The 21,155-nt window shown below is 52.5% G+C and carries 19 protein-coding genes; 16 read left to right on the top strand and 3 right to left on the bottom strand.

The window, feature by feature from the left end; all coding sequences use genetic code 11:
* Positions 1–83: 83 nt before the first annotated feature.
* From MKY12_RS21415 to MKY12_RS21405, 3 genes are all read left to right on the top strand, one after another.
* Positions 84–1,529 (top strand): glycosyltransferase, encoded by a 1,446-nt coding sequence (locus MKY12_RS21415; RefSeq protein ID WP_339310686.1) that lies wholly within the window; start codon positions 84–86, stop codon positions 1,527–1,529.
* Positions 1,526–2,470 carry an NAD(P)-dependent oxidoreductase gene (locus tag MKY12_RS21410; RefSeq protein WP_339310685.1) on the top strand — a complete coding sequence of 315 codons (945 nt, stop codon included), beginning with the start codon at positions 1,526–1,528 and terminating at the stop codon, positions 2,468–2,470. The genes MKY12_RS21415 and MKY12_RS21410 overlap by 4 nt, the downstream gene beginning before the upstream one ends.
* 79 nt (positions 2,471–2,549) lie before the next feature.
* Positions 2,550–3,992 carry an amino acid permease gene (locus MKY12_RS21405; RefSeq protein WP_339310684.1) on the top strand — a complete coding sequence of 481 codons (1,443 nt, stop codon included), beginning with the start codon at positions 2,550–2,552 and terminating at the stop codon, positions 3,990–3,992.
* On the opposite strand, the gene MKY12_RS21400 is transcribed toward MKY12_RS21405, so the two are convergent.
* Together MKY12_RS21400 and MKY12_RS21395 are read right to left on the bottom strand one after the other, a co-directional pair.
* Positions 3,989–4,600, bottom strand: a complete 612-nt coding sequence (locus tag MKY12_RS21400; protein ID WP_235192055.1) for a LysE family transporter — start codon at positions 4,598–4,600, stop codon at positions 3,989–3,991. The two genes, MKY12_RS21405 and MKY12_RS21400, sit on opposite strands and share 4 nt — an antisense overlap.
* A gap of 143 nt (positions 4,601–4,743) precedes the next feature.
* A complete protein-coding gene (locus MKY12_RS21395) occupies positions 4,744–5,265 on the bottom strand; it encodes a DUF3231 family protein (RefSeq protein ID WP_036731512.1) in 522 nt (173 codons plus the stop codon).
* A 160-nt stretch (positions 5,266–5,425) separates the two neighbouring features.
* Here MKY12_RS21395 and MKY12_RS21390 point away from each other — a divergent pair, with 160 nt between their 5' ends.
* The 3 genes from MKY12_RS21390 to MKY12_RS21380 all read left to right on the top strand — a co-directional run bounded on the left by MKY12_RS21390 (position 5,426) and on the right by MKY12_RS21380 (position 8,141).
* Positions 5,426–5,875 (top strand): CBO0543 family protein, encoded by a 450-nt coding sequence (locus MKY12_RS21390; protein ID WP_036731514.1) that lies wholly within the window; start codon positions 5,426–5,428, stop codon positions 5,873–5,875.
* Positions 5,876–5,933: 58 nt separating this feature from the next.
* Positions 5,934–7,241: an MFS transporter gene (locus MKY12_RS21385; RefSeq protein WP_339310682.1), complete on the top strand. Its 1,308-nt coding sequence runs from the start codon at positions 5,934–5,936 to the stop codon at positions 7,239–7,241.
* Positions 7,242–7,484: 243 nt separating this feature from the next.
* Positions 7,485–8,141 carry a class I SAM-dependent methyltransferase gene (locus tag MKY12_RS21380; protein WP_339310681.1) on the top strand — a complete coding sequence of 219 codons (657 nt, stop codon included), beginning with the start codon at positions 7,485–7,487 and terminating at the stop codon, positions 8,139–8,141.
* Between the two features lie 8 nt (positions 8,142–8,149).
* On the opposite strand, the gene MKY12_RS21375 is transcribed toward MKY12_RS21380, so the two are convergent.
* Entirely contained in the window at positions 8,150–9,172 is a 1,023-nt protein-coding gene (locus tag MKY12_RS21375; RefSeq protein ID WP_339249882.1) for an alpha/beta hydrolase, read from the bottom strand.
* Positions 9,173–9,373: 201 nt separating this feature from the next.
* Here MKY12_RS21375 and MKY12_RS21370 point away from each other — a divergent pair, with 201 nt between their 5' ends.
* The 10 genes from MKY12_RS21370 to MKY12_RS21325 all read left to right on the top strand — a co-directional run bounded on the left by MKY12_RS21370 (position 9,374) and on the right by MKY12_RS21325 (position 21,152).
* The gene (locus MKY12_RS21370) at positions 9,374–9,520 is read left to right on the top strand and encodes a lmo0937 family membrane protein (RefSeq protein ID WP_143804202.1); all 147 of its coding nucleotides are present in this window, start codon (positions 9,374–9,376) and stop codon (positions 9,518–9,520) included.
* Positions 9,521–10,053: 533 nt separating this feature from the next.
* The gene (locus MKY12_RS21365) at positions 10,054–10,611 is read left to right on the top strand and encodes a hypothetical protein (protein WP_339249880.1); all 558 of its coding nucleotides are present in this window, start codon (positions 10,054–10,056) and stop codon (positions 10,609–10,611) included.
* Positions 10,612–10,805: 194 nt separating this feature from the next.
* Positions 10,806–12,398, top strand: coding sequence for a diguanylate cyclase (locus MKY12_RS21360; RefSeq protein WP_339249878.1), 1,593 nt, complete (start codon positions 10,806–10,808; stop codon positions 12,396–12,398).
* Positions 12,399–12,481: 83 nt separating this feature from the next.
* Positions 12,482–14,080 (top strand): DcuS/MalK family sensor histidine kinase, encoded by a 1,599-nt coding sequence (dcuS, locus tag MKY12_RS21355; protein WP_339249876.1) that lies wholly within the window; start codon positions 12,482–12,484, stop codon positions 14,078–14,080.
* 51 nt (positions 14,081–14,131) lie between these two features.
* On the top strand, positions 14,132–14,839 hold the full coding sequence (locus MKY12_RS21350) for a response regulator (RefSeq protein WP_339249874.1): 708 nt from the start codon (positions 14,132–14,134) through the stop codon (positions 14,837–14,839).
* Positions 14,840–15,353: 514 nt separating this feature from the next.
* The gene (locus MKY12_RS21345; protein ID WP_036731526.1) at positions 15,354–16,712 is read left to right on the top strand and encodes a 2-hydroxycarboxylate transporter family protein; all 1,359 of its coding nucleotides are present in this window, start codon (positions 15,354–15,356) and stop codon (positions 16,710–16,712) included.
* Positions 16,713–16,983: 271 nt separating this feature from the next.
* Positions 16,984–18,168 carry a malic enzyme-like NAD(P)-binding protein gene (locus MKY12_RS21340; protein WP_339310679.1) on the top strand — a complete coding sequence of 395 codons (1,185 nt, stop codon included), beginning with the start codon at positions 16,984–16,986 and terminating at the stop codon, positions 18,166–18,168.
* A 175-nt stretch (positions 18,169–18,343) separates the two neighbouring features.
* Positions 18,344–19,408: a suppressor of fused domain protein gene (locus tag MKY12_RS21335; RefSeq protein ID WP_339310678.1), complete on the top strand. Its 1,065-nt coding sequence runs from the start codon at positions 18,344–18,346 to the stop codon at positions 19,406–19,408.
* A 205-nt stretch (positions 19,409–19,613) separates the two neighbouring features.
* Positions 19,614–20,750 (top strand): AI-2E family transporter, encoded by a 1,137-nt coding sequence (locus MKY12_RS21330; RefSeq protein WP_339310677.1) that lies wholly within the window; start codon positions 19,614–19,616, stop codon positions 20,748–20,750.
* Between the two features lie 204 nt (positions 20,751–20,954).
* Positions 20,955–21,152 (top strand): hypothetical protein, encoded by a 198-nt coding sequence (locus tag MKY12_RS21325; protein ID WP_339310675.1) that lies wholly within the window; start codon positions 20,955–20,957, stop codon positions 21,150–21,152.
* The last annotated feature ends 3 nt before the right edge of the window (positions 21,153–21,155 follow it).

The following is a 21,155-nucleotide window of genomic DNA, read 5'->3' as shown; positions in this document are numbered from 1 at the left end:
CTGACGGTTCAGATGGACTCATAACTTGTGCAGTTAGTGAATAACGTATATGTAAATGTCTTAATGAAAAAGGGGCTATTCTCTTGAACAATCCACCATCACTTCTGAAGGAGACGGGTTACATATCGAATCCATCCAGCGTTTCAATAGGTAGAAATGTCACGGTGCAAGGCGGGTATTACTGGAACATTCATGAACCGGCTTCGGGCAATACTCCCCAACTTACAATCAGGGATGGGAGCCGGTTAGAGACAGGTTTGCATGTGCAGTGCAGCCATAAAGTCCATATAGGCCGGAATGTGATGATTGGGCCTTATGTCAGCTTGACGGACTCTGTAGCGGCTTCAGTCAGACCAGGTTATCCAGGCTGGGCACAAGCGACAGATGTTCTTAAAACCAGCGGGGAACTGATAGTGGGCGATGGAAGCGTAATCGGTGCACACGCTGTAATTGACGGACCGGTCAAGATCGGGAAATTCAGTATTATTGAGCCTAACAGTGTTGTTGTGGATCATGTTCCAAGCTTTTGCAGAGTCTCGGGTAATCCGGCTGTTGTTACACAAGTATTCGTTCCTGAGTTACTGGAGTGGGTTAAAGTGAACAGTGATACGGAGAGAGAGTCCGCACTTGCCCGCCGCACAGAACATCCACTGCTGTCGATCGTGATTCCGACCTACAATCGCGTACATCATCTTGGCAATAATCTGCAATCCATCTATAATCAGGTCTCCGATGAGGATCTAGTTGAAGTAGTGGTGTCAGATAATGCATCGCCAGATAATACACAGGAGGTAGGCCGTGTATACACTAACCTATTCTCCAGTTTTCGTTACAGCCGCAATGAACAGAATATCGGTGGCGACTTGAACATCGCTTATGTCAGTACGCTGGCTAATGGCAGCTTCATTAAACTACAGGGAGACGATGATTACTGGCTGGATGGAGCGCTGATTGATTTCATCGGAATTCTTCTGGAGCATTTGGATTGTGCGCTGATTCATACGATGCCATTTCATCCTGATAACCGGGTTTATACTTTAGAGGGCGGTGACTTATTCCTGGCTCATACGAGTAATAATGCAATGCAGATTTCCATGAATACTATGAAAAAATCCGTGTGGGATCAAATTGAGGATAAAAGCAAATATGCTTATACAAGTATTAATCAAATCTACTGGTTCTATGAAATTCTAATTCTTGATCCTAAGTTTTGCATTATCAATCGTAATTTTTATCTTTACGCAGGAATAACTCCGGAGGGATACAACGTAGGTGAGGTATGTATTAAACATTTCCTGGATGCATTACACCATTATGAAGGCCGTACCTTGAAGAGTGAGACCATTCAAGAGGAAAAAAAGAAACGCTTCTACAATGTGATTCTACCGTTGTACGGAACAATTGTTAGAAATAGATTTGCCAGTGATGTGTCTAACCTTGAGCAGTATTACACGGACTATTATGCGAATGAAGATTATTATGAGGATGGCCTGCTGAAGCTGCGGGAGATCTCGGTGATGCGGCCATGATAAACAATAAGCGTAAGACTATTGCCATTCTAGGAGCCACGGGTCATATCGCCAAGAACCTGATTCTCGGTCTTGCAGCGACGCAGGAATATGAATTGTATTTATTCTCACGGTCCAGGGAGAGAATGGTCCTTTTCCTGACGGAGAACCAGCTTCAGGAGCGTGTTAAGCTCTGTGAATACAATGAATTTGCACGAACGGCGGACTATGATGTCATTATTAACGGGGTGGGAATTGGAGATCCGCAGAACCTGGTTCAACATCCGTTCCAGGTCTTTCAGATTACTGAGCAATACGACAATCTGATTCTGGACTATCTGCACAAGAATCCGGCTGCTATATACATCAATCTGAGCAGTGGGGCGGTATACGGGTCTGAATTTGATCAGCCTGCTACGGACGGGAAATGGCTTAAGCTTGATCCCAACCATCTGTCCGCTCAGGAATTTTATGGGATTACCAAGCTGAACATGGAGGCCAAACACAGAAGTCTGAGCCAGCACCGCATTGTGGACTTAAGGGTCTTCGGTATTTTTAGCGCGTTCATTGATTTGAACTCCCGTTATTTGCTGACGGATATTATTCACCACCTTAGAAAGGGAGAGATACTGCACACCTCACCGGACAACATCGTTAGGGACTATGTGCATCCCGAGGATTTGATCCAGCTTATCAAGCTGTGTATGAGGGAAGAGGCAGGAAATGAGGTATATGATGTGTTTTCACTGAAGCCTGCGGCGAAGTTTGAGATTCTGGATTACTTTGCAGATCACTACGGGCTTAGGTATGAAATAGAAGATAACTCTTCCTATAACTCGATAACCGGCTCCAAGAATAACTATTATTCACTTAACCATAGTGCCACCCAAATAGGCTACCTGCCCCGTTACACCTCACTTCAGAGCATACAGACCGGTTACAGGCATCTGTCCCGAAATTAAATTCATGAATTCCCGCCCTTAGGGAATTATAGAATTCTTAGAGACCTCTCCAATTCTGAACACGATAAGGACGGAATTCATGAAGCAGACTTCTGAATCAACGGGCAATGAGAAGAAACTGAAGTGGTGGCAGCTCAGCCTGCTCGGTATTGCGGGGACGATTGGCACGGGGTACTTCCTCGGTTCGGGGCTGGCGATATCTATGGGCGGGCCGGCGGTGCTGCTGGCTTATCTGCTTGCGGCGGCGGGAACGTATGCCGTCTTCGATGCGCTGGCGCGGATGACGGCGGCACAGCCGGAGCAAGGCTCCTTCCGCTCCTATGCCAAGCAGGCCTTCGGCAACTGGGCGGGGTTCGGCAGCGGCTGGTTATACTGGTTCTCGGAGCTGCTGATTATGGGCAGCCAGCTTACGGCGCTGTCGATCTTCTCGCGGTTCTGGTTCGCAGGCGTGCCGATGTGGATATTTGCAGCCGGGTATGCGGTGGTCGCGCTGGGGATTGTATTCTTCGGCAACAAAGGCTTCGACCGGGTGGAGAACGTGCTGGCCGTCATCAAGGTGGCGGCTATTCTTATGTTCCTGGTGATTGCGGCCCTGCTTCTGGCAGGCTGGATTGGCGGTGGCAAGTTCACTCCGGAGGTGCCAATGAGCTATAAGGCATTGTTCCCGTCAGGGGGCATCGGGTTATGGTCCGCCTTCATCTTCGCCTTCTATGCCTATGGCGGGATCGAGGTGCTGGGAATTATGTCTTACCGGCTCCAGAAGCCGGAGGAAGCGCCGAAGGCGGGGAAGGTGATGCTGCTGGGGCTGGGAACGGTATACATCTTGTCCATTGGACTGGCGGTGATTATGGTGCCGCTTAGTGCTTTTAACCCGAAGGAGAGTCCGTTTGTGCTGGCCCTGCGCAGCGACCATCTGGCCTTCGTGCCCCATCTGTTCAACGGCGTGCTGATCATTGCAGGGTTCTCTACGATGACTGCGTCGCTGTATGCGATTACCTCGATGATGCTTACGCTGGCCCAGGAGGGGGATGCGCCCAAGGTGTTCTCCAGGAAGTGGAAGGACAAGTATCCGCTGCTGGCGCTGTGCCTGATCGCGGGCGGTCTGACGGGGGCTGTAATTATGGCACTGCTGCTGCCGGGAAAAGTGTACGAATACATCACCACCGCCGCCGGGCTGATGATTCTCTATAACTGGGCCTTCATCCTGCTCTCCTCGGCCAAGTTGCTGAAGCCAAGTACGCTAAGTGGGGTGAAGCGCTGGAGCGGGCTGGTACTGATTCTGGCTGCGGTCAGCGGAACGCTGTTCCATAAGCTCAGCCGTCCGGGCTTCTATATCAGTCTGCTGATCGTAGCCTTAATTGCGCTAAGCGACTGGATACTCCAGCATTACCGCAATAAGCACAAGCAAGAGGGAGCAGGGGATGAACAGCGCCCAGAAGCGCATACGGGAAGCTTCCATTCCTTGCCGGGAGGACCCGGCTTCCGGATTAAGGGCATCCGGCTGCGGAAGAACAAGATCTAATGAGAGAACAGCAGCCGGGCCGCCTGAATCCCGAAATAGAAGCCGAAGCCGACCAGCGACAGGCCGGACAAGACAGAGATCGCCTTCAGTACCCGCCGGGTCAGGAAGGTGCGGAACAGGCTGGAGGCTGCCGCCATCGTCACATCCCAGAGCACAATGCCGAGGACAATGGCCCCGCTGTAGACCAATAACTGCTGCATCGGATACGCATTGACGGCCTTGGCTAAGATAGAGCCATAGATTCCCAGCCAGAACAGGATGGAGAGGGGATTAAACAGCGACATGAGGAATCCCGACACGAAGGATCTGGACAGCGAAGCTCCGCTTCCGCGCACCTCTGCTGCTGAGAGTTCGCCCGAATGCATGATGCTCTCCACGCCGCTGTAGACCAGCACGAAGAAGCCGAACAGCCACAGGAAGGCCTTGACGAACGGGGCATCCAGCAGATGAATTATGCCGAAATAAACAAGCAACATGTAGATAATATCGGCGCTGATGGCCCCAAGACCCACCACCCATGCCGGCAGGAAGCCTCCGCGCAGCCCCTTGTCCAATTGGGCGGCGTTAATAGGCCCGATGGGGGCTGACAGGGATAACCCGAGAACCATATAACCTATGAATATGTTAATGTTGTCCTCCTCCTTTTTATAATTAGCATATTCCGCAGAAGGCAATAATAGGACAACCAGACCTGAAGAAGGCCCGCGAAGAATCGCGGGCCTCTTGCTGTACAGATACCGGAGCTGCTGCGTTACGCGTGGACCGTTTCAGGTCTCTTCACGAGCAGCGGCGGGGGCACCAGCCAGCCTTTTTTCTTCAGCAAATGCAGGTTCTTCAGGCCGATGGCCGCCTTGGTGAGATGATACTTGGCGAACAATGCGCCGATATCCTCACGGATGGACTGCCCCATAGCCTGGCTGCACGCTACCATCCCAACCGCCAGACTGGCTGCAACCATGGCCGCAATCTCTGGGTCTGTGAACCGTGCGCCCACCGGAATATCCTCCAGTCTCGCTTCAGGCCGATTCGGGAGTGCCGGAGCAGCAGCAATGCCCTGCTCCGCCAGCAGCGAGTCGCATTCGCTGATCTCCAGCTCCGCCTGGTCGATCATGGCGGCCAGAATTTTTTTCAGGTCGCTGTCCCCGGCGTGATACATATGAGCTCTGTAGCCGGATAAAGCACCCTTTGCTGCCATTGAGGTCTCCCACAGGGTGAAGATCTCTCCATAATGCATCGGTTCTTCCTTGGGGTTGCCGCCTAGAATTCCTGTCATAGGTAAGCTCCTTTAAGGTTGGATTTGAACATGGAGTAGCATGTCCCGCAAGAAACGGAGATATTACAGTGCGAAGTTGTGAACTTGTTTACACGGATAAAAGGCTGACTGTCATGCCATAATAAGCAGATGTGAAGTCAGGGTGGAGGAATAGAAGCTTATGCTTATTAATGTGATCATCGGCTGGATCATTCCCTGGTGTATCGGCAGTTATTTTCTCAGAAAAGACAGCGCAGTCATCCTTCATATCGCACCGATTGCCAGTGTAATCGCCTTTGCATTCGATGAGATCGGGTACCATATGAAGTGGTGGAGTATCACCCCGACCGGACCTGGAGTTATTTCGTATCTTCCATATAATCTGGGGGTATTTCCGGTGATCTCCTGTCTGCTCATCTATACGGTGAGGAGGACATCCCTGAATCCGCTGCTGCTGATCCTGCTCTTTACGTGCGGCAAAACCTTGTTTGAGTTCTGTTTGGTCATTAGCGGCAAAGTGAGGTATGATCACGGCTGGAACCTGGGCTGGACGTCCATATCGTATGTACTGGCCTGTTCGTTGTGCTACGGCTGGTATCTGATGATTAAAGGCAGGTCCCAAGGGGTATAAATACAGCCGTTAGACCGACAATAAGCAGGATGCGAATATAAAAGAAGGTGGTTCGTCCATGAAGGGGTCAAAAGAATCCCAAGGGGAAAAGGGTTCAAAAGGGGCGCTAATCGCGCTCGCCTCCATCCCGCTGATTATGACACTGGGCAATTCGATGCTGTTGCCGATTCTGCCCCAGATCTCGAAGGAGCTGGGGGTGAGCGCTTTTGGGGTCAGTATGATTATCACGGTCTATGGCCTGATCGCCATCCTGATGATCCCGGTCGCCGGCTATTTATCGGACCGCTTCGGGCGCAAAAAAGTGATTCTGCCCAGCCTGATCCTGGCCGCCCTGGGCGGTGCCGGATGTGTAGCCGCTGCCTGGTTCTTCACAGGAGTGACGGCTTACTGGATCATTCTTGCCGGACGTTTCGTCCAAGGGATCGGTGCCGCAGGCGCTTTTCCCATCGTCATTCCCTTCGTGGGTGATCTGTTCAAGGATGAGAAGGAGGTGAGCAAAGGGCTCGGAATTATTGAGACCTCCAATACCTTCGGAAAAGTGGTAAGCCCGATCCTGGGTGCTTATCTGGGGACGCTGCTATGGTATGCGCCGTTTATCGCCATTCCTGTGCTGTGTCTGATCTCTTGTATTCTTGTGATCTTCCTTGTTAAGAAGCCCAAGGCGGAGGAGGAAGCGGAGAAGACCAGCCTTAAGGAATTCCTGGGCGGCATTAAGAGCGTATTGCATGAGAAGGGCCGCTGGCTGTACGCCATCTTCGCCATCGGAGGCATCTGCATGTTCGCCACCTTCGGGGTGTTGTTCTATTTATCAGAGATCCTCGAATCGAGATATAACCTGCACGGTGCCTACAAAGGCTTCGTTCTGGCCATTCCGCTTGCTTTGCTATGTCTGGCCTCTTACGGAAGCGGCAAGATCATTGGCAAAAACAAGCTGCTCATGAAATGGCTCGGCTTCGGAGGCATGGCTTTACTGACCGCTGCCACGCTGATTACCGGCTTCAATGAGAACATCTATTACATGGTCGGGTTCCTGAGTCTAAGCGGAATCGGGATCGGGGTGGTCCTGCCCTGCATGGATGCGCTGATTACCGAAGGTATCGAGAAGGAGAACCGGGGCACGATTACTTCCCTCTACAGCAGTATGAGATTCATCGGGGTCGCGCTGGGCCCGCCGGTGGTGTCCCTCTTGATGAACCGGGGACATTGGACTCTGTTCTTCACCATGGCGGGCGTCGGGGCCGTCGGCGGGCTGTTGAGCTTCTTCGCGGTAAGACCCAGCAAGGAGGATTCCGAAGGGGAAGGCCGAACAGAGCGGAATTCGTTCAAGCCGAAGAAGGGAAGTCCGCTACGGCAGCGTGCGCGGTAGGAAAGTTATACAGCAAATAAGGGGCGTCCCAAGCGGGAGGCACCTTATTTGCTCTTTTACATACGAATGCCGGCTATCCCGCAATCCTGTGAAAATAATACACTTTTGCTCCGGCCGGAAAGCGAGCGGAATTCACGGATTTTGCGGATCAGCTTTAATCAAATCCGTATCTCTCTGAATAGACTAACTTATATAAGAAATTATCATAGCAAGAGCCGACAGAGATTTTAGGAGGGCACCTATGTGAATGGATGGAACAGCAGCAGACCTGTGTTTGAGACGGATGAGCGGGGGATACATCTGAATACCGCTTGGGAAGGGCATCGCAGATTCGGCTACGACTTGGTCTGTCATATGCAGCCGAACCGGGTGGTGGAGTTAGGAACTTATTATGGAGCTTCTCACTTCGCCTTCTGCCAGGCCGTCAAGGATCATGGGCTTGCAACGGAATGTTATGCAGTCGATACGTGGCTAGGCGACCAGCATTCTGGATTGTACGATGAATCCTGTTATCAATCTGTGCTATCCTCGTCGGCCACCTATTACCCCGGGATCTCCCATCTGCTGCGCATGACCTTCGACGAGGCATTGCTTCAATTTGCAGACCGAAGCATTGACCTTTTGCATATTGACGGTCTTCATACTTATGAGGCGGTCAAGCATGATTATGAGTCATGGCTGCCGAAGCTGGCGGATAACGGCGTTATTCTGTTCCATGATATTGCGGTTATGCAAGACGATTTCGGCGTATACCGCTACTGGGAAGATCTGCAGATGCAGTACTATGCAGTACAATTCGAGCATAGCTATGGACTTGGCGTTCTGATGCCCAAGGGCTGCTCCCCGGTAACCTTGCACATGCACGCTAACTGGAATGTAATCAAGCCGCTGTATCCTTAACCCCGCTGCTAATCTGTAAGCATCTCCAGAATCGTCTGCACAACCAGCTCCGGCTGATCGTGAATGACCATATGTCCGCTCTTCTGCGCCACTATAAGCTCACTATTGGAAGATAGGCTCAGCATACTGCGCTGGCCCGCCTGCCAGATCGCTTCCAGTCGCCGGCCTGCATCAATGGATACTCCGAAGGAGACGTAGTCTTGGGGCAAGCCCCGGGCGATCACCTTGACCGGAAGCGAGCCGAAGCTCTGTCCACGGATTGCATCCTCGGTTGAGCTGGCCAGGGCGGCTTCCTGCTCCTTGGCAGCAAAATAGCTTGGCGTGGATATGACGTTAATGAATTCCCCGCGGTCTTGCTCGGCAACCAGGCCTTCCAGGAGCTGATTCTGGAACAGCCGAAGCGCACCGGAGCGCTTGAGCAGGCTCAGCAGGGAGGCACTGGGGTTGCCGGCAAACTTCTCGGCGGCCAGAATCGGCTTCGTCTCGCGATCGTCATTCTCAGGTCTGGCATCAATCAGTACCAGTCCGGTCACTTCCTCCGGGTAAGTCTGAGTGAACAGCCGGGCGTACATGCCGCCGAGGGAGTGGCCGACCATCAGGTAAGGGCCAGGAATGTCTGCATTCTTAAGGGCGGTGTGCAGCTCGTTCACAATATTGGCGCCTGAGCGTTCCGTATCCGCCTGCTCGCTCCAGGCATACCCGGCCCGTTCGTAAGTGACCACGGTGGCATGTGCAGCTAACTGTTCAGGGATATCTCTCCACGACAGGCTGGTTTCGCCGCTGCCTGCTTCCAGAATGATAGTGGGTGCTCCCGCTCCTATCTGGCGAATGTGGAGGTTATAACCTCCGGCATCCACCAGTTGACCCGGTGCAGGATAGTTTTTACGGTCAGTGGTAGAGGCGATGGCTTCATACAGGAACCCTGATCCTGCGAGAAGCAGGACAGCGGACACAAGGATTAGCAGCAGCTTAAGCAGCCTGATCCGCAGTTTTTGGGCAGCGGGTTTCGGGTGACTGGAAGAGTTGGTCATGGTACTAGGTTCGACTCCTTTTATATAATACAATTGTATCATTTAAAAAACAGTATAACAGCCTGTGCCGCAATTAAGCAATGTCCTGAGCGCTCAAAATAGCTATCTCCATAGCCGGATCTGAAGGACTAGCCGTTTAAATCCCCCTCCACAAGGGTAAAATACAAACAAATCAAACCGGAAGAGAAAGGCGGTAAGCTTATGCTGTGGGGATTAATCGGACTTGTAGTGGTGGTATGGCTGTTAGGCCTCATCTTTAATTTCATGGGCAATATGATTCATCTTCTGCTGTTTGTCGCAGCGGTCCTGTTCGTGATCAACCTGGTCAAGGGACGGTCGCGGAGATAACGGCTAATGATCAGAATGGTGAACCTGAGTGTTCACAATACACAGTGGCTGCGTTAGGCAGCAATGCATGTGCCCCGGTAGGAGGGCATGTGCTTTTTTATTGTTTGGGAATTTATAGTTCACGTCTGTTGTAAGAAGTGCAACAATGGTGCCTCATAGAAGCGGTCTATGCTGAAATCCTGCAAGAATTGCAACAATGCTACCCCTTACAAGCGGCGGGTGAGTAAATAACGCTTAGAATTGGCAAGAGATAGGCGGAGCACCGCCATGAAAGGAAGAATAACATTGGATTCTGCGTTTAGTTCACCTGATCTCGTCGGAGGTGGGCAGCGAACGTAATTGAAGAGCAGAAGTGCACTTGAATTAGGGTTTATTGGAACAACATTCCGTTTGCGGAGCGTGCTCACCGAGCGTCGTACGTAAATCATGCGCATAAACCAAAAAGGAGGTGTCTCATTTGCAGTCTGGCGGATGTCTGGACACTTATTCCCCGGTTGCCTATAATAAATGAAAATGTATATGGAGGAGATTCAATGCGCAAACCAATCATCGCCGTCGATATGGACGATACCATCTGCCATCTCGTGAAGCGTGCGATATACCACAATAACATTGAGTTTCCTACGCACCCGCTCCGCTATGAGGACATGATGGATTGGAACACGGACCACCTGCGTCATCCGGACAGCACGATGGAGCTTTTTTTCGGGAGACCCGGCTTATATGAGGAGCTGGAGCTGTTCGATGAATATGTAGTGGAAGAGATGGAGAAGCTTCACCATGCGTATGATGTCATCATTGTTACGGCGGCTTCGCCGAAGTCGGTGGCTGAGAAATGGAACTGGCTGCAGAAGCATATGCCGTATATCCCGGCCGACAATTTCTTCACCGCAAGGCGCAAGCATCTGATCGGCTACGATCTGCTGATTGATGACGGCCCGCATAACCTGCTGCCCGCCGTTCAGGCAGGGAAGAAGGTGCTCTGCATCCCGCATCCGTGGAATCTGAGAGCACGTGAGCAATACTCTTTTCCGCTGATGACCTCCTGGGAGGGTGCCAAGGAACGGGTGGATGAGATTTTGCAGGCGTAGGGTCAACCTGATCTTAACCTTAACCTGAACCTGATTTATCGCTTGAAGATGAGCCTCGCTTGTGCGGGCTTATTCTGCTATGTCCGAGAGATATCCACCGCCTGTACTGCCGTAAATCCGCTGTCGAACATTATCAGTATTTGCTGTATGATGGGTGTATCTTTGCGTTTCTTGCTCCAAGGAGGATTGCAGTTTTGTCTAAAGGGTTAAAGAGTAAGGTTAGTCAAAGTAAAAAGCTGAGTCTCACCACGCTGCTCACGGGTCTGGTGACACTGGTGGTTCTCCTAACTTCGAGTATTCTTCTGCTGGGTTCTTATGAGTCTAAGAAACGTTCATTAATGGAGACCACGCTTCATTTGAATTACATCAATGCTGACCGTATGTCGAGGACCATGGATTCATTATTTCAGTCTATGTGCGGGAGTCTGAAATACAACGCCGCAAGGCTGTCTGACATAGAAGCTATGCCGGCTCAGCAAGTGAATGATTCCCTGGATCTGATGCGCAGTAGCAGCAATTTCTTCAATTCCATCACCGTGGTCGACGCCAGCGGATTCGTCCGCCATGTCTCACCTGCCAGCATAGGGACTACAGGCAAGCACATCACCTCAGAGAATAGCAAGGAAGCATTAGCGCTCCGTAAGCCGTATACCTCTTCTCCATACCTGACTGCCAATACCAAGCGGTTAATTGTATTTTTGAGCCAGCCCATCTTCGATGCTGCGGGTACCTACGCCGGAATGCTTAGCGGCACCATCTACCTTCAGGAGAATAACGTGCTGTCTGAGATTTTTGACAATGGGCAGGAGGATGATTCGGGGGCTTATTATTATATTGTGGATTCCGAAGGACATCTGGTGTATCACCCGGATAAAGCGCGGATCGGCACAGATGTCAGCAGCAATGGGGTTGTGCAGCGTCTGATGAATAAGCAAAGCGGAGAACAGCCTGTCACGAACACCCGGGGCATCGAGATGCTGGCCGGATACTCCAGTGTGCCCGCCAATGGTTGGGGCATTGTGGTCGTCTCCCCGATCAGCCAGATTCATAAGGAGCTGATGGGCCATTTTCGTATCCTAATCGGGTATTCCTCCCTGCCGTTCATCGTCCTGCTGCTGGGGGTTATTCTTCTGGCACGCAAGTTTGCGCGCCCCTTCGTCTATCTGGCAGATGTTGTGAGCAAGATGGGCAAGGAGCAGATAGAATTGCAGGAAGCGAAGCGGTATTGGAGCAGGGAAGCCTATTTATTGACAGACGGCGTGTCGCTTGCCCTGGCCAATATCCAGCAGCAGACCGAGCAGTTGACCCATGAAGCCGAAACGGATGTGCTGACTGGTCTGATGAACCGCAGGTCCCTTGAGCATACGATCAGCCAGCGGATGAGCTCCGGTATTCCTTTTTCACTGGTGATGCTGGATGTAGACAAGTTCAAGCTTGTCAATGACACGTACGGCCATAAGCTGGGCGATGAAGTTCTAAAGCATGTTGTCCGGGTTATTGTGACCTCGCTTCGCCCGGATGATGTCTGTTACCGCTACGGCGGGGAGGAATTCGTTATCCTGCTGGCCCGGACTACACCTGCGGAAGCCTTCAGCGCTGCTGAGCGAATCCGTCTTGCTGTCGAGCGGAGCCAGGCGCCGATTGCGGCGCAGCTTACGATTTCACAGGGGATCGCCCACTATCCTTCGCATGCTGCGGACTTTACGGGACTGCTCGTGAAGGCGGATCAGGCCTTGTATCTGGCGAAGAGCAGAGGGCGGAACCAGTCGGTGATTACGGAGTCATAGCAGAATTTACTTAGAATTGTGATTATCGCGCTTTGAAGGCTTTTGCGTTATAATCGAGAAAAATTTCCTGAAGGTGGAGCATTGTGAGAATTGGTACAAAAAGATTACGCCTTCAAACCACCATTACTCTGATGATCTGCCTGATCGTCGTGCTGGTGCTGCTGATTGTGTATGTAATGTTCGGCATGCGATTCTCCGAAGAGGCCCGGTCTTCTCTGGAGAACAAGGCCATCACCATTGCACGGACGGTATCCCGCACGCCGGGGGTGGTGGATGGGCTGCTTGCAGAGTCTGATTTCGGCAGCATCCAGCGTTATGCAACCGATATCAGCGCTATTAATGACGTTCAATTTGTGGTGGTGATGGATATGGGCGGCATTCGCCGTTCCCACCCTGATCCGGCCCTGATCGGCAAGCATTTCATGGGCGGGGATGAGACCGATGCACTGCATGGCAAGGAGACCATATCCGTGGCTGAAGGCTCGCTCGGTTATTCTGTGAGAGCGTTCTCACCGATCTTCGCCGCTGACGGCAAGCAGGTTGGAGCAGTAGCTGTAGGCATATCGCTTGGCAGCGTCCGTTCCGCCGTTCAGCAGAACCGCTGGATTATCTATTCAGGCATCCTGGTCGGCGGGCTGATGGGGATATTCGGTGCCATCCTGCTCGCCCGCAAAATCAAGCGGATGATGTTCGGCATGGAGCCGGGAGAAATCGCCAAATTGCTGGAGGAGCGCAGCGCCATGCTGCAATCGACCAAAGAAGGGATTCTGGCCGTCGACAAGGACTCGCGGATTACCCTGGTGAATGCCGAGGCCCGGCGGCTGATGGGCAGTGTCGGCTTGAACCAGGAACCGGTAGGCAGGCAGGCCGGGCAGTTCTGGCCGCTGCTGCGGATGGAGAAGGTGCTGGAGACCGGGGAAGCCTTGCAGGATAAGGAAGTGGAGCAGAGCGGCATCACGCTGCTGGTGAATGTGGTTCCGGTCCGGGTGAACGGAATCATCGAAGGGGCGATTGCCACGTTCCGGGACAAGACCGAGATCAGTATTCTGATGGAGCGGCTCTCCGGCATCTCCCTATACGCCGAGGCACTGCGTGCGCAGACGCATGAGTTCATGAACAAGCTGCATGTCATCATGGGGCTGAATACTATGCGCAGATACGACCGGCTTGAGGAATATCTCACGGATATTGTACAGAGCATCCAGACGGAGGCGGACTCAGTGGTCCGGCAGGTCAAAGACCCGGTGATGGTTGGCTTCCTGCTCGGCAAGCTCAGCAGAATCAGGGAGGCCGATGTGCGGCTGGTGATCCGGGATGACGGTATGCTGCCTGAAGTAGCGGATCATGAGGTGGCGCGGGAGCTGGTCACGATAGCGGGCAACCTGCTGGACAACGCGCTGGAGGCGCTGCAAGGCGCAGACAACAAGCAGATCGAGATTGGATTCAGGCATAAGGACAACCAGCTTACCCTTAAGGTTAGCGATAACGGGACAGGCATAGCTGCGGAGAATGGAGCCCACCTGTTTGAACAGGGCTATTCGACCAAAGGCGGCGACCGGGGCGTGGGGCTGTATCTGGTGCGGCGAAGTGTAGATAAGCTGGGCGGAACGATTACGTATGACAGCCGGGAAGGGGAAGGCACTGAATTCACGGTGCAGATTCCTTATTTGGCAAAGAATTAAGATAAATCATGAAAAGGGTGGAGAGCCCATGAAGAGTGGTGATAAGCCATTATGATAAAAGTACTTATCGTTGAAGATGATCCCATGGTGTCGGAGATGAACAAGTTTTATCTGCAGCAGGTGGAGGGCTTCCGTGCAGATGGCTGGGCCAGCTCGGCGGAAGAAGTGCTGGGGATGCTGGAGAAGCAGGCCTATGACCTGATCCTGCTGGATATTTACATGAAGGAGAGCAACGGGCTGGAGCTGCTGTCCGAGATCCGGCGCAGAGGCGTGAAGATTGATGTCATTGTCATCTCGGCCGCAAGCGACAAGGAGAGCATCCAGGAAGCGCTACAGAACGGAGCGGTGGACTACTTGATTAAGCCGTTTGAATTCTCCAGGCTCCGGGCGGCGCTTAATGGATACCGGGAGCAGAACAAGCTATTCCGCAGCCAGGAGCGGCTGAACCAGTCGGAGCTGGACCGGCTGTCCCGGTTCAAGCAGGAACGGACGACATCTCATGAACTGGCCAAGGGCTTCACCCGTCAGACGCTCCAGACCATCTGGCGGGCGGTGGAGGCCTGCGGCAGCGAATTGTTCTCCGCTGAGGAGATCTCGGCGGTATCCGGAATTTCCCGGGTCTCCGCCGGCAAATACCTGATCGGGCTAACGGAGATGGGAGTGCTGGAAATGGATCTGGTCTACGGGAGCATCGGCAGGCCAGTACAGAAATACAGACTCGCTCCGAATGGTAAGGGATTGATTACTAAGTATATTTGAGTACAACTAACTAATATTGGAGCTCCTGCCACGCAACCTGCGGCGGAGCTTTTTGTGTTGCACAGACAGCGGAAGTGGGCTGGATGCTGAAAGGAAAGGGATAAATCCCTTTGAATTGGCCGAAAGTGGGCTGTAAGCGCAAATGAAGAGCACTAATGCACCTGAAGTAACCTGGCTCCGTCAAAAGCTCCTAATACTAACTAATGTTACCTGCCTCCCCCTGATACTACCTGTCTCTTTCTGACTTCACCTATTCCACCACTCGCCCTCCCCGGCGCCTATATCGACTAAGTAGACTGCTCTACCAATATTATTTACCAACAATGTCCTCTACCACTGCCCTTCACTAATCCTCTGTACCAATCCTCTATACCAATGCCAGCGCCCCCAGCCCCTCTCCTGATAGCGCTTACTTTAATAATTTACAAAACCCCTTTATTACTTTCATAAAAACAAAAGCGCTTTCAAAGCAGCTATGATGAATTTGTAAAAGAGTTAAGGAGGTAAGGTTAACATGCAAAAAGCAATTCAACCCCCACTTTCGGTACCGGAACAGCAGCCTGTTGTACTGAAGCAAGGAGAACAGGGTTTCGTCCAGAAGCTTCTGCATTTAAAAGTAGGCGTTATTCCGCTCCCATTGTATGTGGTATTTGCACTTATTATTTTTGCGGCTTCTGTGCTTGGTGAACTGCCAAACGACATGATCGGCGGCTTTGCAGTAATTATTGTACTGGGGGTGCTGCTCAGTGATCTGGGCTTCAAGCTTCCGATTCTCAAGAATATCGGCGGTCCTGCGATCCTCTCTCTAATGATTCCATCGTTCCTGGTGTTCTGGAATGTGCTTGATCCTTCGGTGCTTGAATCGGTCAACACGCTGATGAAGACCTCGAACTTCCTGTACCTGTACATCTCGATTCTGGTAGCCGGAAGTATTACCGGGATGAACCGGACCACGCTGATTAACGGCTTCATCCGCATCTTCATTCCGATGATGGCCGGAACCCTCGCCGCAGTGGCTGCGGGCCTGGGTGTAGGGATGCTGCTTGGTTATAGCGCACACCGGACACTATTCTACATTATCGTGCCTATTATCGGCGGCGGTGTCGGTGAAGGGATTCTCCCGTTGTCGATCGCGTTCTCGCAGATCCTCGGCGGGGAATCCGGCTCCTATGTGGCCCAGATGATTCCGGCAGCGGTGATCGGCAACGTGTTTGCGATTATTGGAGCGGGCCTGCTCAAGCGGATGGCTGACAAAAATCCGTCCATCACCGGGAACGGTGTCCTGGTGAAGTCGAAGGACGGCCAGAAGCTGGCGGGCAGCACGTATGACAGCGCGAAGCCGGACTTCCTGCTGATGGGCGCGGGCCTGCTGTTCGCCTGCGGATTGTTCATCACCGGACATCTGCTGTCGCCGTTTGTCGGCATTCCGGGTCCGATTCTGATGATCTTCGCAGCGGCATTACTGAAGATTTCCAAGCTGCTCCCGTCCAAAATCGAGCAGGGCGCTTATCAGCTCTACAAGCTGGTATCCGGTACTTTAACCTGGCCGCTGATGGTCGGCCTCGGGATGCTGTACATTCCGCTGAAGGATGTCGCCGCCCTGATCTCGCTTCCTTATATTATTGTCTGCGCTACTGTTATCGTGGCGATGACGATCACCGGCTATTTTACCGGCAAATGGGTCAATATGTACCCGGTTGAAGCGGCCATTGTTACCGGCTGCCGCGGCGGCCTTGGCGGAACAGGCGATGTAGCCATTCTGTCTGCCTCGGGACGCATGGAGCTGATGCCGTTCGCACAGATCTCCACCCGTATCGGCGGTGCGATTACAGTAGTTGTAGCCACGCTGCTCATCTCTGTATGGGGTGGCTGATCAAGGCGCTCAATCCGCAGAGGATGCGCCTGAATCACATGAAATCGTATCCAATCGTGTCTAAATCGTGGACAATTTTCAGGTGTCAGCTTTTATCTTGCCAATCCGATAATTATCGCGGAGAATGACTAAGGGAGTATATGAAATGCAGAGTTGACGGGCCTGCATACGGGTCTGGTACGGTTCCGGATGCAGGTATATCCGCTATATATAGTAAGATCTGAGAATAGATGCAAGCAAACGGTTAACCAGTTGAATGGAGGAGTTATTCATGGAACTATTAGAAGAAATTATGCTGCTGCATAAAGGCGGTAAGCTCGAAACTACCCTGAAGCATCCGATTCTGTGCAAAGACGACCTGTCCAAAGTCTACACGCCGGGTGTGGCGAAGGTCTGTCAGGCGATTGCCGACGATCAGTCCCAGGCCTATGAGCTAACCACGAAGAAGAATACCGTAGCTGTCGTATCTGATGGTACGGCTGTACTGGGGCTTGGCGATATCGGGCCGAAGGCGGCCATGCCGGTTATGGAGGGCAAAGCGGCGCTGTTCAAGCAGTTCGCAGACGTCGACGCCGTGCCGATATGCCTGGACACCAAGAATACCGAAGAGATTATTGCGATTGTAAAAGCACTTGCCCCGACGTTCGGCGGCATTAACCTGGAGGACATTTCCTCTCCGCGCTGCTTCGAGATTGAAGCCAGACTAAGAGCCGAACTGGACATTCCGGTCTTCCATGATGATCAGCATGGGACGGCGATTGTGGTTACTGCGGGACTACTGAACGCGCTTAAGGTATGCGGCAAGAATATCAAGGATGTCAAAATCGTGGTGAACGGCATAGGCGCGGCAGGAATCTCCGTCTCCAAAATGCTGCTGCATGCCGGAGCGGTCAACCTCATCGGCGTGGACCGGGAGGGCGCGATTAACCGGCTGGCGGATTATGAACGCAGCCACTGGAGCGATTACGCCCGGATTACGAACCCTTATCTTGAAACCGGAAGTCTGTCCGATGTGATTAAAGGCGCAGATGTGTTCATCGGAGTCTCTGCACCGGATGTGCTGAAGCTGGAAGATGTGCTGAACATGGCCACAGACCCGATTGTGTTCGCTATGGCGAACCCGATGCCGGAGATTGATCCTGCCATTGCTGCGCCGCATGTAAGAGTCATGGCGACCGGCCGTTCCGACTATCCGAACCAGATTAACAATGTGCTGTGCTTCCCGGGGATATTCAGAGGCGCGCTGGATTGTGAAGCTACGGATATCAATGAAGATATGAAGCTGGCGGCAGCAGAAGCGATCTCCTCAGTGATTGACCCGTCTGAGCTGCATGAGAAATATATCATTCCCGACGCCTTCGATCCGCGTGTAGTAGAGAGAATCCGCATGGCTGTAGCCGAAGCGGCAGCTAAGAGCGGCGTAGCCCGCAAGGACCTGCTGGTCTGCATTAACTGATACCTATATTAATGAAGATACACCAAACGGCAAGCTCGTAAGATGAGCTTGCCGTTTTTTGCGGAATTTATATGGTTTGGGGTTTGTGATGATGGAATTGGGGTAATGAACGGGAGATTCTGGGCCGGATACGGGAATTCCGGCTGTACATAAATATGAACCTGGAGGGAACAAGATGAGTGAGCAAGAAGTGGAAGCTATCGGCTGGGATGCCATTGAAGATCAGATGAAGGGACTGTACGGGCAACAGGAGCCGAAGCATTACGCGGCAATGCTGCCGTATAGCCTGGGAGGCAATGACCCGCTGAACGGAATCAGCGCCTATACAGCCGAGCAGCCTTATCCGCATTGGCATTTCGTAACCTTCGGCTTCACCGAGCTGTTCGAGAAGGAGTCCGAAGATCCTGAGTACAGCGGATACGGCTTCGAGCTGACCTTCCGTCTGGCACGCAGTGCAGGCGAGCAGGAGCCTCCGGCCTGGGCGATCAATCTGCTGCAGAACATGGCCAGATATGTATTCTCCAGCGGAAATATCTTTGCTTCCGGCCATCACCTGGATGCCAATGGCCCGATATGCCTGGGGGCGGATACTCGGCTGACAGCGCTGGCGTTCACCGATGACCCGGAGCTTCCGGCTGTGGATACGCCGAACGGCCGTGTAGAATTCTTGCAGATGGTAGGAATCACAGCGGATGAGCTGGAAGCGATGATGTCCTGGAATACCAACGCCTTCCTGGAGGCCAGTCAGGAGGTGCTCCCTCTCTGCATCACCGATCTTGCCCGGGATTCGCTGCTCCGGCTACCTGTCATCCAGGAAGCGGTACGTCAGGGCATTGAGCGTGACGGATCACAGACGGGCATTCTGTATGTAGATGAACTGGATTATGAGCCGGGTACAAGCCGCCTGTTCAGTGCAGCACCTGCTGTCCTGACCATAGGAGCAAGGCAGGCACCGACTATAGCTAAGCTGCTGCGCGGCCGTCTGCTGAAGGGGAAGCCGCTGACACTGACCAGCAAGCAGCGGCAAGTGATGCTGGAGCGGAAGCCCGCTAACGGGACTGTGGTCAACGAGGATTTTGTCCGCATCGGCTTGACTGAAGAGGTGGTCCTGGAATTGGAAGAGAAGCTCCAGCCTAAGGAAGGGGAGCTCCGGCTGTCTGCCGCCAAGGAATTGAAGGTGCAGATCCGCAAGACCTACATCAAAGACCAGGAAGGCAATGTGGTCGAAACTATCGGCTAACCGCGCGGACGGTAGCTTTCTTTTCGGCAAATCATACCCGTCTATCTCAGAGCCGTTTCATGACGAAATTAAACATAGCCGTATTCCGGCCTGGAGACCAAATCTTTAGCTTATCTTTAGACTTGGTTTAGTCTGAATTAAGAAACCCCGGCTATATTTAAGTGAACAAGAAACGCTGTTCAAAATAACGGAACGGGAGCCCACTATGGCCAAATTGAATTTGTTTATCCGCGTGTGTATTGCTGTGCTGCTGGTGCTGGGCATTATCTATGTCGGCTCACTGGTAGACTTTATTTTTACCCCTGTTATCTCGTTGTTCAATGTTGTGATGGTGCCGTTAATGCTGGCCGTATTCTTCTATTATCTGCTTCGGCCCCTGATTGACTTCCTATCCTCGCGCAAAATGAAGCGGACGCTGGCGATCCTGCTGGTCTATCTGGTCATTGCTGTGCTGCTGCTGGGCTTCACGGTAGGCGTCTGGCCATCGCTGCAAAGTCAGCTGCTGAACCTGGTCAACAATATGCCGGGTGTGCTGAGAGCAGTGGGGGAGCAGCTTAGCAAGCTGGAGAACACGGAGTTGTTGTCGGGACTGATTCCCGAGAATATGAACCTGTCCAGCCAATTGATAGGCTATTTAAATACAGGCTTCTCGCTGGCAACGGGCTATGTGTCCGGGCTGTTCTCTTTTGTCTCTAATTTTGCGATTGTGCTGTTCACCTTCCCGATCCTGCTGTTCTACATGCTGAAGGAGGGTGGAAAGTTCGGCGATAAGCTCGTGAGCTTTTTCCCGAGACGCTATCACGAGGAAGGCGCGGGGGTGGTTGCCGAGATTGATAACGTGATGGGCAGCTTCATTGTCGGCAGAGTGCTGGTCAATCTGGCGCTCGGCGTGCTCATGTACATCGGGTTTCTGTTCATCGGCCTGCCGTATGCGCTGCTGCTGACGCTGGTGGCGGTGCTGATGAACTTTATCCCGTTTATCGGAGCCATTCTGTCTACCGTGCCAATCTTCATCATCGGTCTGATTGAGTCCCCGTCTACGGCGGTCTGGTCGATTGTGGTCGTGCTCGTTGCGCAGCAGATTCAGGATAACCTCGTGGCCCCTTATATCTTCGGCAAAAGCATGGATATCCACCCGCTGACCACCATCATTCTCGTCCTGGCCGGCGGCGATTTCGGCGGAATCATCGGCATCCTGGTCATTATTCCGGTCTATATGATGCTCAAGATCATCATCGTCAAGCTCTATCAGCTCTTCCTCCGCAAACGCTGGGATGAGGAGGAGCCGGAGCCGGCAGCGCCGATGGGACCGGTAGAGCCGGAGCAGGTGCCGGAGGCATGAGGGATTGACAGGGCAGTGAACTGCCAGAAAAGGACCGGAACCGCCGTAGTGGCGTTCCGGTCCTTTGTTTGCAAAGATGAGATACAGTATGCTGGTGCTCGCGTGAAGACATGTGGTTCAGATGTAATCGAAAAACCGATCACATTGTGCTGGGTGAGGGCACGAGGAGCAATTGTAATCGAAAAACCGATCACATTGTGCTAGATGAGGGCACGCGGAGCAAATGTAATCGAAAAACCGATCACAATGTGCTGGGTGAGGGCACGCGGAGCAAATGTAATCGAAAAACCGATTACATTGTGCTGGGTGAGGGCGCACGGAGCAAATGTAATCGAAAAACCGATCACATTGTGCTGGGTGAGGGCGCACGGAGCAAATGTAATCGAAAAACCGATCACATAGTGC

It is taken from the genome of Paenibacillus sp. FSL M7-0896 (assembly GCF_037975415.1).
GTDB classification, from domain to species: Bacteria; Bacillota; Bacilli; order Paenibacillales; family Paenibacillaceae; genus Paenibacillus_AQ; species Paenibacillus_AQ silagei.
This window is presented reverse-complemented; position numbering and strand designations above follow the sequence as displayed.

What these genes read in the sequence shown, in the direction of transcription:
- MKY12_RS21410 (WP_339310685.1), top strand. Translation starts at nt 1,526, where the DNA reads ATGATAAACAATAAGCGTAAGACTATTGCCATTCTAGGAGCCACGGGT.
- MKY12_RS21405 (WP_339310684.1), top strand. Translation starts at nt 2,550, where the DNA reads ATGAAGCAGACTTCTGAATCAACGGGCAATGAGAAGAAACTGAAGTGG.
- MKY12_RS21400 (WP_235192055.1), bottom strand. Translation starts at nt 4,600, where the DNA reads ATGGTTCTCGGGTTATCCCTGTCAGCCCCCATCGGGCCTATTAACGCC.
- MKY12_RS21395 (WP_036731512.1), bottom strand. Translation starts at nt 5,265, where the DNA reads ATGACAGGAATTCTAGGCGGCAACCCCAAGGAAGAACCGATGCATTAT.
- MKY12_RS21390 (WP_036731514.1), top strand. Translation starts at nt 5,426, where the DNA reads ATGCTTATTAATGTGATCATCGGCTGGATCATTCCCTGGTGTATCGGC.
- MKY12_RS21385 (WP_339310682.1), top strand. Translation starts at nt 5,934, where the DNA reads ATGAAGGGGTCAAAAGAATCCCAAGGGGAAAAGGGTTCAAAAGGGGCG.
- MKY12_RS21375 (WP_339249882.1), bottom strand. Translation starts at nt 9,172, where the DNA reads ATGACCAACTCTTCCAGTCACCCGAAACCCGCTGCCCAAAAACTGCGG.
- MKY12_RS21370 (WP_143804202.1), top strand. Translation starts at nt 9,374, where the DNA reads ATGCTGTGGGGATTAATCGGACTTGTAGTGGTGGTATGGCTGTTAGGC.
- MKY12_RS21365 (WP_339249880.1), top strand. Translation starts at nt 10,054, where the DNA reads ATGCGCAAACCAATCATCGCCGTCGATATGGACGATACCATCTGCCAT.
- MKY12_RS21350 (WP_339249874.1), top strand. Translation starts at nt 14,132, where the DNA reads ATGATAAAAGTACTTATCGTTGAAGATGATCCCATGGTGTCGGAGATG.
- MKY12_RS21345 (WP_036731526.1), top strand. Translation starts at nt 15,354, where the DNA reads ATGCAAAAAGCAATTCAACCCCCACTTTCGGTACCGGAACAGCAGCCT.
- MKY12_RS21340 (WP_339310679.1), top strand. Translation starts at nt 16,984, where the DNA reads ATGGAACTATTAGAAGAAATTATGCTGCTGCATAAAGGCGGTAAGCTC.
- MKY12_RS21335 (WP_339310678.1), top strand. Translation starts at nt 18,344, where the DNA reads ATGAGTGAGCAAGAAGTGGAAGCTATCGGCTGGGATGCCATTGAAGAT.
- MKY12_RS21330 (WP_339310677.1), top strand. Translation starts at nt 19,614, where the DNA reads ATGGCCAAATTGAATTTGTTTATCCGCGTGTGTATTGCTGTGCTGCTG.
- MKY12_RS21325 (WP_339310675.1), top strand. Translation starts at nt 20,955, where the DNA reads ATGAGGGCACGCGGAGCAAATGTAATCGAAAAACCGATCACAATGTGC.